Here is a 15,582-nt window from a genome sequence, read left to right as displayed (position 1 = left end):
ATTGGAAAAGCGTGTCTTAAAAACACTTGAATTTGATAAAATCATTCAACAAGTATCAGCACAATGTACGTCCATTGCTGGGCGTGCTCACATAGAACAATTAGTACCGTCAACGAGTCTCGAAGAGGTCAGTCGCTTACTGGAAGAGACTGATGAAGGATTGGCGCTATTACGGATACGCGGAAATGTACCGATGGGTGGGATTCATGATATTCGATCTCATGCCAAACGCGCACAAATTGGTGGAATGCTGAGTGCGATGGAACTAGTAGAAATTGCAGACACAATCCGTGCCAGTAGAATTCTTCGTCAATTTTTAGAAGCTGTTACAGCTGAAGATGAGATTTCCATTCCGCATTTAATTGCACGTAAAGAAGCGATGCCCATCCTCACTGCAATCGAGCATGAAGTGAACGCAGCTATCGATGATAATGGTCGAGTAATGGATAGTGCTTCGTCCGCATTACGTTCAATTCGCCAAAGCTTACGTATCCAAGAAAGCCGTGTACGTGAACGTCTTGAAAGTTACACAAGAGGGAAGAATGCATCGAAAATGCTTTCTGACGCAATTGTAACAATGCGTAATGATCGTTACTGTATTCCTGTAAAAGCCGAATATCGCTCTCATTATGGTGGAGTGATTCATGACATGTCTTCATCAGGCCAAACATTATTTATCGAGCCCGATGCAGTTGTTCAGGCGAATAATGAAATTCGCGAGTTGAAAGTCAAGGAGCAAGAGGAAATTGAAAAGATTTTACTTGCCTTGTCTGCCAGTGTTCAGGAAATCGCACATGAGCTATTCACATTGGTGCAATTATTAGCAGAAGTAGATGTCATCTTAGCGAAAGCCAAATACGGTACTGCAAATAAATGTACCAAGCCAGCTGTGAACGCAGACGGTTATATGCGCCTGTCAAAAGCACGTCATCCTCTCTTGCCGATAGATGAAGCAGTAGCGAATACGATTGAATTCGGTCAGGACATTACGACGATTGTTATTACCGGTCCGAATACGGGTGGTAAGACCGTCACGCTAAAAACGGTTGGACTTTGCACATTGATGGCGCAAGCGGGTCTTCCGATTCCAGTACTAGATGGTTCTGAAATTGCCGTCTTTGATTCAATTTATGCCGATATCGGCGATGAGCAGTCGATCGAACAGAGCTTGAGTACATTCTCTTCTCATATGGTCAACATCGTCAATATATTGAAAAAGTTTGATAATCGTTCTCTTTTATTATTCGATGAATTAGGTTCGGGAACGGATCCGCAAGAAGGTGCCGCACTTGCTATTTCAATTCTTGACGAAGTGCATGGGAGTGGCGCACGTGTGATGGCGACTACTCACTACCCAGAACTAAAAGCGTATGGTTTTAACCGTCCTGGTGTAGCCAATGCGAGTGTTGAATTCGATATTGATACGCTAAGTCCGACTTATCGATTACTAATCGGTGTGCCTGGACGTAGTAATGCATTTGAAATTTCAAAACGACTAGGATTGCATAATCATGTGATCGAACGTGCAAAGAGTTTCACAGGAGAAAACCGTGGGGAAGTAGATTCTATGATTGCTTCACTTGAAACGAGCCGTGTGCAATCTGAAAAGGATGCTGAACGGACACACGACATACTCCTAGAAACAGAAAAATTGAAAAAAGAATTACATGATAAATTACAAGAATTTGAAGAACAGAAAGACCGTTTAACAGAAGTAGCCAAAGAGAAAGCGAAAAAGATCGTGGAACAAGCCAAAACTGAATCCGAAGCGGTTATTTCAGACTTACGTGCACTTCGAATGAATGCAGGAGCTAGCGTCAAAGAGCACGAGTTAATTGAAGCTCGAAAACGTTTAGAAGGTGCTGCACCTGAAGAAAAGAAAAAGAAGACTATTAAGGCGCAAGCAGGACCTCGTCCATTACAAACAGGAGACGAAGTGAAAGTATTAGCTTACGGACAAAAAGGAACTCTCGTCGAAAAAGTATCCGATAAAGAATGGGTTGTTCAAATCGGAATTTTGAAGATGAAATTACCTGAATCCGGATTGCAATACACCAAGCCTGAAAAAGAAAAGAAACATGTTACGGCTGCTGCAGTGCGTGGTCGTTCCGAACATGTGAAGATGGAGCTAGATTTACGTGGTGAACGATACGAAGACGCGCTAGTACGTACAGAGAAGTATATTGACGATGCGTTGCTATCCAACTACCACCAAGTGAATATCATTCATGGTAAGGGGACAGGTGCACTACGACAAGGTGTCCAGCAATACTTGAAGAAGCATTCGCGAGTAAAGTCGTATCGTTTCGGTGAAGCAGGAGAAGGCGGTAGTGGCGTAACCGTCGTGGAATTAAAATAAATGAAACCTTTCTACCGCTTGGACCGTATGACAAGCAAGAGAACATAAAGAAGGTGCCAAATTATGAATCATACGGGATTTTGGAGTCATCCATTAGTTGAGACAGCGGGCTATTTCAGTGTTGTTACACTGTGCTTGATCGTGTCAATGGTGTTATTTGAAATCGTAACAAAATATAAAAACTGGGAAGAGATTCGTAAAGGGAATTTGTCAGTGGCTATGGCGACAGGCGGAAAGATCTTTGGTGTCGCCAATATTTTCCGCTATTCTATCGAGCAGCACAACAGCTTACCGCAGATGATGGCCTGGGGCTTATACGGTTTCATGCTTCTTGTATTCGCTTATTTACTGTTCGAGTTCCTGACGCCTAAGTTTAAAGTGGACGAGGAGATCCAGGCAGACAATCGCTCCGTCGGCTTCATCTCACTTTGTATTTCCGTAGGTCTGTCATTCGTCATCGGCGCCAGTATTTCATAGGAGATCGTATATTATGGAGAGATTAATTAAGATATTATTGGTAGTCTGTGTACTCTTCGTGCTCGTCGGAGTATACTGGCTCTTCAACAACACACCTTGACCTTGGTCTTGGTGTGTTTTTAGTTTTGGGAGGTTATTTTAAATTCAAAAGCGAGTACTTGGGAATGGTGAGCGAATTTGTGAGTATAATGGGATGGAAACGCCAGTCGGCGGACGCTTTCCCATGGGCCTGCGGTGAGCCAACCAGTTCGCCGCCAACTTCCACTTCCATCCTACGTTGATAGTGCTAGTACTTAGATCACTCCCTGTAAGTAGTGTGTGAATTATTGTTTTGTCTTAACTTCTTTAGTTTCAAGTTCTACAGTTCAAAATCGATTACAACACTTATTTTAATGCACAACAAAAAGTCTCACCCGCTTGCATTGCAAGGAATTGGATCGTAGGAGGGGCGACTCCTGGAGGATAAGCGGGACAGGTGAAACACCCTGCGAGCGAAGCGAAGGGGTGTGGTTCACCGCCCGCCCTCCGGAAAGCGTCCCCTCCGAAGCGCAAATTCCCACCCCAACACCCTGCCAGCCTCTCTATATCACTAAATGCATAATAGTATTCACACTAACATAGATTAAGAGGTATTTAACCAAATAATTAAAGCGCTTTCATATTTATCTTGTAAACTAAATAGTTTATCGATATACTAATGAACAAGGAATGTTCAAACAATTACAATATTGTAAAGGAGTTGTGAAGATGACACAAAAACCTTGGCTTGCTATTTATCCAAAAGAAATCCCAACACATTTGGAATATGAAAATATTCCATTGCAAGACTATTTAACAAGGTCCAGCAAGAAATATGCCAACAAAACGGCAATTCATTTTCTTGGGAAAGACATCTCGTTCAAAGAATTTCATGAGTCTGCGTTGAAATTTGCTACCTATTTGCAAAAACTGGGGGTAGAGAAGGGTGACCGCGTAGCCATCATGCTTCCGAACTGTCCGCAAGGGGCCATTGCGTACTTTGGTATTCTCTATGCAGGTGGAATTGTTGTTCAGACAAACCCACTATATACAGAACGCGAACTACATTATCAGCTATCCGATTCGGGTGCAAAAGTTATTATTTCACTTGATATCTTGTTCCCGCGTGTCTCAAAAGCAATGAATGGAACAGCGCTTGAGAATATTATTATAACGGGGATTAAAGATTATCTTCCATTCCCGAAGAATTTAGTCTATCCATTTATTCAGAAGAAGGAACACAAACTCACTGTAAAAGTGGAACATCGTGGTATTCATCATTTATATACTGAAATAATGAAAACGACGAGTGCAGATCCAATCCATGTAATTTATGAGACAGGCGATATTGCTTTATTGCAATACACTGGGGGGACTACAGGACCACCAAAAGGCGTGGAGTTGACACATTCCAATTTAATCAGCAATACTGAAATGTGTAGTGCGTGGTTGTACAAAACGACAGATGGCGAAGAAACGATTATGGGTATTCTACCATTCTTCCACGTCTATGGAATGACGACAGTACTGATCTTCGCAGTAATGAAGGGTCATAAAATGGTACTGATACCTAAATTCGACTTTAAGACTGCGTTGAAAGATATTGACAAACTCAAACCGACCCTATTTCCAGGAGCACCTACTATTTATATAGGTTTGCTGAATCATCCGGATCTAGAAAAATACGATCTATCTTCTATTAAAGCCTGTATTAGCGGATCGGCTGCTTTACCAATTGAAGTAAAAGAGAAATTCGAAGCGATAACAGGTGGAAAACTCGTAGAAGGGTACGGCTTAACAGAAACATCTCCAGTTGCAATGGCGAACTTTGTGTGGGATGGACTTGAGAAACGTGGCTCTATTGGCGTTCCATGGCCTGACACGGATGCTTGCGTACTAGGACCAGGGGCTACGGAACCGTTGCCAGTTGGAGAAATTGGTGAAATTGCGGTAAAAGGACCTCAAGTCATGACAGGTTATTGGAATAGACCCGATGATACACAAGAGTCTTTCCGTGATGGATGGTTTTTGACTGGAGATCTAGGGTATATGGATGAAGACGGATACTTTTATATAGTGGATCGTAAAAAAGATATGATTATCGCAAGTGGATTTAATGTCTATCCACGTGAGATCGAAGAAGTCCTCTACGAACATCCAGCTATTCAAGAATGTATCGTCGCAGGAGTGCCTGATCCATACCGGGGTGAAACAGTTAAAGCATATATTGTCTTAAAAGAAGGACATTCAGTAACGGAAAAAGAATTAGATACGTATTGCAGAAAACAACTAGCGGCATTTAAAGTACCAAAGCAATATGATTTCCGTGAAGATCTTCCCAAAACGGCGGTAGGAAAAATTCTACGCAGAACATTAGTAGAAGAAGAACGAAAGAAATTAACAGAAGATAAGAATACATTAAAAAGTTCGTAACAAAATGCTTGACTAAAACTCAAAATAATATTACTATGAAAATATGAATGAATCATCATTCATATTTTCTTTTTTGGTGGTGAAACATAATGAAGCGGACAAAACCTAAATATAAACAAATAGTAGATGCTGCAGTAGTTGTTATTGCGGAAAATGGGTACCACCAAGCGCAAGTCTCGAAAATTGCTAAAGAAGCTGGAGTCGCTGATGGAACGATTTATTTGTATTTTAAAAATAAAGAAGATATTCTTATATCCGTATTCAGGGAAAAAATGGCGATTTTCGTAGAGAATATTAAAGAGATATTAAAAAAAGATCTTCCCATTGCAGGAAAGTTGCAACTGGTTGTAGAAAGTCATTTTAGAGTGCTGCAAGAAGATCCTCACTTAGCGATCGTCACACAATTGGAACTCAGACAGTCAAATAAAGATCTGCGATTCCAAATCAATAATGTGTTGAAAGAATATATGGTTTTGTTGGATACTTTGCTTGAAGAAGGGGTAGAGAAGGGGGAGTTATCTCCTGATCTAGATCTCAGACTAGCAAGACAGATGTTATTTGGCACAATGGATGAGACAATTACCTCTTGGGTGATGAACGAACAGAAGTTTAATTTAGTCAGCTTAGCGCCTAAAGTTAGCGATATGCTACTACATGGCTACAAACAGCAGTAAGCATTGCACTAAAGGAGAGATAGTAGATGACATTGATTAACTTGGAGAAAGACGGTCATGTCGCATTAGCGAAAATTGACCATCCACCCGCGAACGCACTGTCTTCGAAATTGATTGAAGAAGTGGACCAACTGTTAACTAGCGTAGAGCATGACGACGATATTCGTGTTATTGTTCTTTATGGAGAAGGTCGTTTCTTCTCAGCTGGTGCGGATATTAAAGAATTCACTACAGTACACACGGGTGAAGCGTTCACGAATCTATCTAGTAAAGGTCAAGAAGTTTTCGAACGCTTAGAAAACTTCCCTAAACCTGTAATCGCTTCCATTCATGGTGCAGCACTTGGTGGCGGCTTGGAGTTGGCAATGGCTTGCCACATCCGATTGGTAACGAAAAGTGCTAAACTTGGCCTGCCTGAATTGCAACTCGGGCTAATACCTGGATTTGCAGGAACACAGCGTTTGCCACGTTTAGTCGGTGTAGCGAAAGCAACAGAAATCATGTTGACAAGCGATCCGATTTCAGGTGAAGATGCAGTACAATGGGGTCTTGCAAATCATGCGTATTCAGATGAAGACCTTTCAAATGAGACATTGAAGCTTGCGAAGAAGATTTCTCAAAAGAGCCCGATTGCAGTGAAGCATGCATTGCATATGCTTTCTTATTCCAAAGACCAGTCATTCTATGATGGTGTGGAAGCAGAAGCAAAGTCATTCGGAGAAGTATTTGTTTCTGAAGATGCAAAAGAAGGTATTCAAGCGTTTATTGAAAAGCGTCAACCTACATTTACCGGGAAGTAATTATCGAATAGGAGGTTCTATTAATGAACATTTATGCATTAGTAAAAAGAACATTTGATACGGAAGAAAAAATTTCAATCTCAAACGGTGCCATTGCTGAAGATGGTGCAGAATTCATCATCAACCCATACGATGAGTACGCAGTAGAAGAAGCTATTAAACTACGTGACGAACACGGTGGGGAAGTTACTGTATTATCAATCGGTGACGAAGATTCCGAGAAACAATTGCGTACGGCATTGGCAATGGGTGCAGATAAAGCAGTACTCATCAATATTGAAGACGACATTGATGATATTGACGAATATACATCAGCAAAAGTCATTGCAGATTACTTAAAAGACAAAGATGCTGATTTGATTCTAGCGGGTAACGTAGCTATCGACGGCGGTTCAGGACAAGTAGGACCACGTGTAGCAGAATTGCTTGGGATTAACTATGTTACGACAATTACTGAATTAACAATAGACGGAACGAACGCAACAGTTGTACGAGACGTTGAAGGGGATTCAGAAACTATTGAAACATCCCTACCACTTCTAGTTACAGCACAACAAGGTCTGAACGAACCACGTTATCCTTCTTTGCCTGGGATTATGAAAGCAAAGAAGAAACCTCTTGAAGACTTAGAGTTCGATGACCTAGATCTAGAGGAAGATGATGTAGAAGCGAAGACGGAAACAAAGGAAGTCTTCTTACCACCAGCAAAATCAGCGGGGCGTGTACTTGAAGGAGAGCCAGCAGATCAAGCGGCTGAACTTATAAAATTATTGCGTAACGAAGCGAAAGTAATTTAATTCATATAGAGAACCGTAATTAGGAGGGACTACATTATGTCAAAGAAAATGTTGGTTTTAGGTGAAGCACGTGATGGAGAACTACGTAACGTATCATTTGAAACAATTGCAGCAGCAAAAAATATTTCAGGCGGTGGAGAAGTTGTCGCTGTTCTTATTGGCGATCAAGTTCAGTCACTAGGTGAAGAAATGATTCATTATGGAGCGGACCGAGTAGTAACGGTTGAGCACCCGCACTTGAAGTACTACACGCCGGACGGTTTCGGTCAAGCATTCATGGCGGTTTACGAAGAGGAGTCTCCAGACGGTGTAGTGTTCGGTCACACAGCTATGGGTAAAGACTTATCACCCAAAATTGCAAGTAAGCTTGGAACAGGATTGATTTCAGATGTAACGAAAATTGAAGGAGAAGGCGATGATGCAGAATTCATCCGTCCAATCTATTCTGGTAAAGCATTTGAGAAAGTGGAAATTAAAGAAGGTTTACAATTTATCACAATCCGTCCGAACAACATTGAGCCGTTAGCACATGATGCAAGCCGTTCAGGGGACGTAACAGCAAAAACTGTAGATATTACAAATCTTCGTTCTGTTATCAAAGACGTAGTACGTAAATCAACAGAAGGTGTAGATTTATCTGAAGCAAAAGTAATCGTAGCGGGTGGTCGTGGAGTTAAAGGACCAGAAGGATTTGAGCCTTTAAAAGAATTGGCTGATCTTCTAGGCGGTGCGGTTGGTGCTTCACGTGGAGCGTGTGACGCAGATTACTGCGACTATTCACTACAGATTGGTCAAACGGGTAAAGTTGTTACTCCAGACTTGTATATCGCAGCTGGAATTTCTGGAGCAATCCAGCACGTAGCCGGTATGTCCAACTCTAAAGTCATTGTCGCGATCAATAAAGATCCAGAAGCGAACATCTTTAAAATTGCAGACTACGGTATCGTGGGTGACATCTTCGAGATCATTCCGATCATGATTGAAGAAATTAAAAAGATTAAAGTCAGCTAATGTTTCGGTACAGGCATTTTTTTAGCCCCTTCTATACCTCCGTGATATAATACGAATATAGTTAAACACTAAGGAGGAAATAATAATGGCAATTATCAATGCAACTGATTCGAACTTTGCTGAAAACGTAAAAGAAGGCGTAGTACTAGTAGACTTTTGGGCACCTTGGTGTGGACCATGTAAAATGATCGCTCCTGTACTTGAAGAACTTTCAGGTGAATTAGAAGGAAAAGCGAACATTGTAAAAGTAAACGTTGATGACAACCAAGCAACTGCTAGCCAGTTCGGCATCATGTCGATCCCAACACTTCTACTCTTTAAAGATGGAGAAGTAGCTGAGAAGGTAGTAGGCTTCCAACCTAAAGAAGCACTTGCACAACTAGTTGAAAAACACGCATAAATACATTGGACCGGGGCTGCTTTAGCACCCGGTCTTTTAGTAGGTGAAAATAATGAATGAAATTATTGAACATAAACTTTCAATCCTCCCCGAATTACCAGGATGTTATTTAATGAAGGATCGCCAAGGCACCGTCATTTATGTTGGGAAAGCAAAAGTCTTAAAAAATCGTGTTCGCAGTTATTTCACGGGATCTCACGATGGTAAGACCCAGCGATTGGTCGGAGAAATAGAGGATTTTGAATATATTGTCACCAATTCTGAAATTGAAGCCTTGATTCTGGAATTGAACATGATTAAGAAATACGATCCCAAATACAATATTATGCTGAAGGATGATAAAACTTATCCTTACCTGAAAATCACCAATGAAAGACACCCGAAATTGATTATTACTCGTAAAGTAAATAAGAAATCGGGTAAATACTTTGGACCTTACCCAAATGCCACTGCGGCGCATGAGACCAAAAAGTTATTGGATCGACTGTATCCGTACCGTAAGTGTCAAAGTATTCCGACGCGCGCGTGTTTGTACTATCATATTGGACAATGTTTGGCACCTTGTATTAAAGAGGTACCTGCAGAGGCATATACAGAAATGATTACGGACATTACACGATTTCTAAATGGTGGTTATAAGGAAGTCAAAAAAGAACTCCAGCAAAAAATGAATAAAGCAGCTGAAGAGTTGGAGTTTGAACGCGCGAAAGAATATCGTGATCAAATCACAAATATCGAAACCGTTATGGAAAAACAGAATATGAATGCTAACGACTTTACTGACCGGGATATTTTTGGCTATGCGGTTGATAAAGGTTGGATGTGCGTGCAAGTGTTCTTCGTTCGTCAAGGTAAAATGATAGAACGTGATGTATCTATTTTTCCAGCCTATAGAGATCCTGAAGATGAATTACTGACGTATCTGGGTCGTTTCTATGGAGAAGCCCAACATTTATTGCCTAAAGAAGTACTTCTTCCGGAGACCGTTGATTTTGCGTTAGCAGATCAATTGCTCGATACAACGGTGTTAATACCGCAACGTGGAAAGAAAAAAGAACTTGTCAAACTTGCTGCCAAAAATGCGTCTATTGCATTGAATGCCAAGTTCCAAATAATTGAGCGACAAGAAGAACGTACAATTGGTGCTTGTGAAGAACTTGGAGAAGCGATGAATATTAGTACGCCTCTTCGAATAGAAGCATTCGATAACTCTCATACACATGGCGTGGAACCGGTATCCGCGATGATATCATTTGTGGATGGGCGTCCGAATCGTAAAGATTACCGAAAGTATAAAACGAAAACAGCTGCAGCTCACGATGATTATGGTGCTATGCGGGAAGTAGTTAGACGACGTTACGCACGTGTATTAAAAGAAGAATTGCCTTTACCGGATTTGATTGTGATCGATGGTGGGAAAGGGCAAATGGAAATAGCCCGAGAAGTCATTGAAGATGAACTCGGCTTATCGATTCCTATTGCGGGTCTTGCAAAGGATGACAAGCATAATACAGCGCAGTTGCTATACGGTCACCCGCCTGAAATCGTTCCATTGAAGAAGACGAGTGAAGCATTTTATTTATTGCAACGGGTTCAAGATGAAGTTCACCGCTTTGCTATTACGTTTCACAGACAGCGTAGGGGCGCATCATCACTAACATCGTCCTTAGATGGTATTGATGGCATTGGGCCTAAACGTAAGCAACAACTATTGAAGCATTTTAAAACAGTGAAAGCCCTACGTGAAGCGACACCCGAGCAATTGAAAGAGTCTGGAATGCCAAAAAAAGTTGCAGATGACTTGATCGCTCACTTCCAAAAACCTGAAGATAGTCAAAAGCCCCTGACTGAGTAGTCAAGGGCTTTTCTATAGTAGAAGACTTTAATCTTCTAAAAACAAAAAATATGTTTCAATTCCGTCACAATTTTTCGGAATAGTCAGACGTTTATTGTCTAGGATGTAAATTGGATCATATTATATATTACTTTCGATTAACAAGTCATGATAACCTGTTTAAAAGAGCGTTACTAAAGGCTTCGTACATTGTCGGCAACTGTCGTATCATGCGGTCAATTATGTGGTAAAACGACATTATTAGAAAAGTCATAATATAGTATAAAAAGTTGACAGCATCTTGACCTGCCCTAAACAGAGGAGTACAATGTACATGTTATCATATTATACCACGAAGAGAGATACTGGTGAATGCGGACCAAATAGAGAATCGCATCATTACAGTATATTCTCAGAAATAAGGGAGGGTAAAAGACTTGTCGAAAGAATCAGATTTTTTCTTACGCCGTCTACACTCGTTGCTTGGAGTTATTCCAGTTGGTCTATTTGTTGCCCAACACTTAGTCATTAACCACTTTGCAACGCGCGGTGAAGAAGCATTCAACACAGCATCTAACTTTATGGGGAACTTACCGTTTGTATTGTTCTTGGAATGGTTTATTATTTATATTCCACTCATGTTCCACGCTTTTTACGGAGTGTACATAGCTTTTTCAGCGAAATACAATGTGGGCCATTACAGTACTTTCCGTAACTGGATGTTCACGCTCCAACGGTTCACAGGCGTATTCCTAGTCATCTTCATTGCATGGCATGTATACGAAACTCGTATTCAAAAAGCGCTTGGAACTGAAGTAGACTTCAACATGATGGCCGATATCTTGTCGAATCCATTTATGCTTGTTTTCTATATCCTAGGTGTCGTTTCTGCTACTTTCCACTTAGCAAACGGACTATGGTCTTTCTGTGTTACTTGGGGAATTGCACAATCACCAAGATCACAACAGATCGTATCTTACATCACAATCGTTATTTTCTTAATACTTTCTGTAATTGGAGTTCAAGCGCTTCTAGCATTTGTATAATTAATTAAAACAACTAATGAAATTACGTATAATTGAGGAGTGAAACAATAATGGCAAAAGGCAGATTGATTGTCGTCGGTGGAGGACTAGCTGGACTAATGGCTACCATCAAGTCAGCAGAAGCTGGCGTACCGGTTGACTTGTTTTCGCTAGTTCCAGTAAAACGTTCCCACTCCGTATGTGCCCAAGGTGGCATTAACGGTGCTGTAAACACAAAAGGTGAAGGTGACTCGGTCGACATTCACTTTGATGATACAGTTTACGGTGGAGACTTCCTAGCGAATCAAAAACCAGTACAAGCAATGACGGCAGCAGCTCCTGGAATCATCCACTTATTAGACCGTATGGGTGTTATGTTCAACCGTACACCAGAAGGTTTATTAGATTTCCGTCGTTTCGGTGGTACACTTCACCACCGTACAGCGTATGCGGGTGCAACTACAGGACAACAGTTACTGTATGCTCTTGACGAACAAGTTCGTTCTCATGAGGTAGCAGGACTTGTTCAAAAGTATGAGCACTGGGAGTTCCTTGGAATCATCAAAGACGAAGATGGAACTTGCCGCGGTATCAAAGCTCAAAACATGAAGACAATGGAAATCGAAGCATTCAAAGCGGATGCTGTCATCATGGCAACAGGTGGCCCTGGGATTATCTTTGGTAAGTCTACAAACTCTGTAATCAATACAGGTTCTGCAGCTTCCATCGTTTATCAGCAAGGTGCAAAATATGCAAACGGCGAATTCATTCAGATTCACCCAACAGCAATTCCTGGAGACGACAAACTTCGTCTAATGAGTGAATCTGCTCGTGGTGAAGGTGGACGTATTTGGACATATAAAGATGGTAAGCCTTGGTACTTCTTGGAAGAGAAATATCCAGACTACGGTAACTTAGTTCCACGGGATATCGCAACACGAGAAATCTTCGACGTGTGTGTAAACCAAAAACTAGGTATTAACGGAGAAAACATGGTGTACTTGGATCTTTCCCACAAGGACCCTAAAGAACTGGACATTAAACTTGGTGGAATCATCGAGATTTATGAAAAGTTCACAGGAGATGATCCACGTAAATTGCCAATGAAAATCTTCCCGGCTGTTCACTATTCAATGGGCGGACTATGGGTTGACGATCATCAGCAAACAAGTATCCCTGGTCTATTCGCAGCAGGCGAATGTGACTTCTCACAACACGGTGCAAACCGTTTAGGTGCTAACTCATTGCTATCCGCTATTTACGGTGGTATGGTCGCAGGACCGTACGCAATCGATTACATGAAGCATCTGAAGCGTACTGCTGATGAACTTCCTGCAACGATCTTCGAAGATGCGGTTAAAGAAGAGCAACAGAAATGGGAAGACACTCTTAAGATGGACGGTACAGAAAATGCGTACGTTCTTCACAGAGAGCTTGGCGAATGGATGACTGACAACGTAACGGTTGTTCGTTTCAATGATAAGTTGAAGCAGACAGACGAAAAAATTGTCGAGTTACTTGAGCGCTATGAAAACATTAACATAACAGATACACAACTTTGGTCTAACCAAGGAGCTATGTTTACACGCCAGTTGAAGAACATGCTATATTTAGCACGTGTAATCACATTAGGTGCATTAAATCGTGACGAGAGCCGTGGCGCGCACTATAAGCCAGAATTCCCGAATCGTGATGATGAGAACTTCTTGAAAACAACAATTGCGGAATTTGACGGAGTATCTGCACCAATTATATCTTATGAAGAAGTAGATACTTCTATCATTCCTCCACGTATCCGCGATTACTCAGCGAAGAAAGGAGATTGATAAAAAGTGAGCGAACAACAAACAGCAAGTGCAACTGCAACTGCTACAAAAACTGTCGTGTTTGACATTCAACGTCAAGATAATGCCACTTCAAGTCCTTATACTGAAAGATTTGAAGTTCCATATCGCCCGAATATGAACGTAATCTCGGCTTTAATGGAAATCAGACGTAACCCTGTAAATGCAAAAGGTGAGAAGACTACGCCAATTAACTGGGATATGAACTGTTTGGAAGAGGTTTGTGGAGCATGTTCAATGGTAATCAACGGTCGTCCTCGTCAGTCATGTACTGCATTGGTAGATCAGTTGACACAACCTATTAAACTTGAGCCTATGCGTACATTCCCAGTCGTTCGTGACTTAATTGTTGACCGTGAATTCATGTTTGATTCGTTAAAGCGTATCAAAGCTTGGGTTCCGATTGATGGAACGTACGATCTTGGTGAAGGCCCTCGTATGCCTGAGCGTAAGCGCCAGTGGGCATATGAATTGTCTAAATGTATGACTTGCGGTGTATGTCTAGAAGCTTGTCCGAACGTTAACGACAAGACGAACTTCATGGGACCTGCATTGATGTCACAAGTACGTTTATTTAACGCCCATCCAACGGGTTCAATGAACAAAGATGAGCGTTTGGCTACAGTAATGGGAGACGGCGGAATCACTGAATGTGGTAACGCACAGAACTGTGTAGTGGCTTGTCCTAAAGGAATTCCTTTGACAACTTCTCTTGGTGCAATTGGTAGAGCAACAACGATCCAAATGTTCAAGAACTTCTTCGGAAGTGACCACCAAGTAGATTAATTTCTATAAACTAAGCTGTCCAAGAAGTCGTAAACCTACGACTTCTTGCGACAGCTTTTTTGTTGTTTATTAATGGATGGGGAGAACGGTGTTGGGGTTGGGGATTAGCACTTCGGAGGGGACGCTTTCCTGAGGGTTCATGATGAGCCGACTGTTCGCTGCGCTCTCTTAGTCGTCTCATCTGTCGAACTGATCCTCCAGGAGTCGCCCCTCCTACGTGCCAATCCCTTGCAGTGTAAGTGGGTGATACTTTTTGTTGTGCATTAAAGAAAGTGTTGTAATGGGTATTGAACTGTAGAACTTGAAACTAAAGAAGTTAAGACAAAACAATAATTCTCACACTACTTACAGTGAGTCATCTAAGTACTAGCATTAATAAAGTAGGATGGAAGCTCCAGCTGGCGGACCCATGAGAAAGCGACCGCTAGCTAGAGCTTCCATACCTGGTACTCACAATCTTACTCGCTATTCTCAAGCACTAGCTAATGAACTTAAACCCGTTCAAACACAGTAACATTTTTTTATGTCATTTGACGTTCATACATATTTTGATATAATGAAAGAATGAATAGTCATTCATTTGTAGAAAAAGGGGGATATGTAAATGAGAGCAAGTTATATCGAAGATGCAGAGCAATGGGAAAAAGGGTTTGAATTTCACGCTGATGTCTCTGTACGATTTTCGGAAACGGATATGTATGGACATCTAAACAACACGAAGGTATTCGCGTACTTTGAATATGCACGCATCGAGTATTTAAAAGACCTGAATCATATGGCGAAATGGTTGGACCCGAAAGGCTTAACAATACCAATCGTCGCGGATTTACAATGCGACTTCGTCAAACAAGTATACTTTGACGAGAAGCTTCGAATCTATGTGAAGGCTAATTCTATGGGCAATAGTTCCGTAGACTTGCACTACATGGCAAAAAATGAACGTAATGAAATTGTCTGTACGGGTAGAGGCGCAATTGTTCAAGTGGGAAGAAAAGACGGTAAACCTGTTGCTTGGACTGAAGAAGAAAAGTTAGTGTTCTTGAAAAACTCTTAAAAGCCTACACAGCCGCCCTTGCGCTTACATATCTTAAGGTGAAAGCGTAAAGAGGAGGGGCGCATCTTGG

At 41.4% G+C, this 15,582-nt stretch carries 13 protein-coding genes; all 13 read left to right on the top strand.

Translation table 11 applies throughout. The features are described from left to right. The first annotated feature begins 1 nt into the window (after position 1). The 13 genes from CSV76_RS02405 to CSV76_RS02345 all read left to right on the top strand — a co-directional run bounded on the left by CSV76_RS02405 (position 2) and on the right by CSV76_RS02345 (position 15,512). The gene (locus tag CSV76_RS02405; protein ID WP_099624648.1) at positions 2–2,359 is read left to right on the top strand and encodes an endonuclease MutS2; all 2,358 of its coding nucleotides are present in this window, start codon (positions 2–4) and stop codon (positions 2,357–2,359) included. Positions 2,360–2,422: 63 nt separating this feature from the next. After that, a complete protein-coding gene (locus CSV76_RS02400) occupies positions 2,423–2,836 on the top strand; it encodes a DUF350 domain-containing protein (RefSeq protein ID WP_085426487.1) in 414 nt (137 codons plus the stop codon). A gap of 747 nt (positions 2,837–3,583) precedes the next feature. After that, the gene (locus CSV76_RS02395) at positions 3,584–5,287 is read left to right on the top strand and encodes an AMP-binding protein (protein ID WP_099624647.1); all 1,704 of its coding nucleotides are present in this window, start codon (positions 3,584–3,586) and stop codon (positions 5,285–5,287) included. 89 nt (positions 5,288–5,376) lie between these two features. Next, the gene (locus CSV76_RS02390) at positions 5,377–5,961 is read left to right on the top strand and encodes a fatty acid metabolism transcriptional regulator FadR (RefSeq protein WP_085426484.1); all 585 of its coding nucleotides are present in this window, start codon (positions 5,377–5,379) and stop codon (positions 5,959–5,961) included. Between the two features lie 26 nt (positions 5,962–5,987). Then, positions 5,988–6,761 carry an enoyl-CoA hydratase gene (locus tag CSV76_RS02385; protein WP_085426483.1) on the top strand — a complete coding sequence of 258 codons (774 nt, stop codon included), beginning with the start codon at positions 5,988–5,990 and terminating at the stop codon, positions 6,759–6,761. A 23-nt stretch (positions 6,762–6,784) separates the two neighbouring features. Next, positions 6,785–7,558 (top strand): electron transfer flavoprotein subunit beta/FixA family protein, encoded by a 774-nt coding sequence (locus CSV76_RS02380; RefSeq protein WP_085426482.1) that lies wholly within the window; start codon positions 6,785–6,787, stop codon positions 7,556–7,558. A 36-nt stretch (positions 7,559–7,594) separates the two neighbouring features. Beyond that, on the top strand, positions 7,595–8,569 hold the full coding sequence (locus CSV76_RS02375; RefSeq protein WP_085426481.1) for an electron transfer flavoprotein subunit alpha/FixB family protein: 975 nt from the start codon (positions 7,595–7,597) through the stop codon (positions 8,567–8,569). A gap of 85 nt (positions 8,570–8,654) precedes the next feature. Then, positions 8,655–8,969, top strand: coding sequence for a thioredoxin (gene trxA / locus CSV76_RS02370; RefSeq protein WP_029052960.1), 315 nt, complete (start codon positions 8,655–8,657; stop codon positions 8,967–8,969). Between the two features lie 52 nt (positions 8,970–9,021). After that, positions 9,022–10,824, top strand: coding sequence for an excinuclease ABC subunit UvrC (gene uvrC / locus CSV76_RS02365; RefSeq protein ID WP_099624646.1), 1,803 nt, complete (start codon positions 9,022–9,024; stop codon positions 10,822–10,824). A gap of 416 nt (positions 10,825–11,240) precedes the next feature. Next, positions 11,241–11,849, top strand: a complete 609-nt coding sequence (locus CSV76_RS02360) for a succinate dehydrogenase cytochrome b558 subunit (protein ID WP_085426479.1) — start codon at positions 11,241–11,243, stop codon at positions 11,847–11,849. Positions 11,850–11,899: 50 nt separating this feature from the next. After that, positions 11,900–13,654: a succinate dehydrogenase flavoprotein subunit gene (gene sdhA, locus CSV76_RS02355; RefSeq protein WP_085426478.1), complete on the top strand. Its 1,755-nt coding sequence runs from the start codon at positions 11,900–11,902 to the stop codon at positions 13,652–13,654. 6 nt (positions 13,655–13,660) lie between these two features. Beyond that, positions 13,661–14,458, top strand: a complete 798-nt coding sequence (sdhB, locus tag CSV76_RS02350; protein WP_085426477.1) for a succinate dehydrogenase iron-sulfur subunit — start codon at positions 13,661–13,663, stop codon at positions 14,456–14,458. A 604-nt stretch (positions 14,459–15,062) separates the two neighbouring features. Beyond that, positions 15,063–15,512, top strand: coding sequence for an acyl-CoA thioesterase (locus CSV76_RS02345; RefSeq protein WP_085426476.1), 450 nt, complete (start codon positions 15,063–15,065; stop codon positions 15,510–15,512). Positions 15,513–15,582 lie beyond the last annotated feature (70 nt).

The sequence above is a fragment of the Sporosarcina sp. P17b genome (assembly GCF_002743115.1).
Classification (GTDB): domain Bacteria; phylum Bacillota; class Bacilli; order Bacillales_A; family Planococcaceae; genus Sporosarcina; species Sporosarcina ureae_C.
This window is presented reverse-complemented; position numbering and strand designations above follow the sequence as displayed.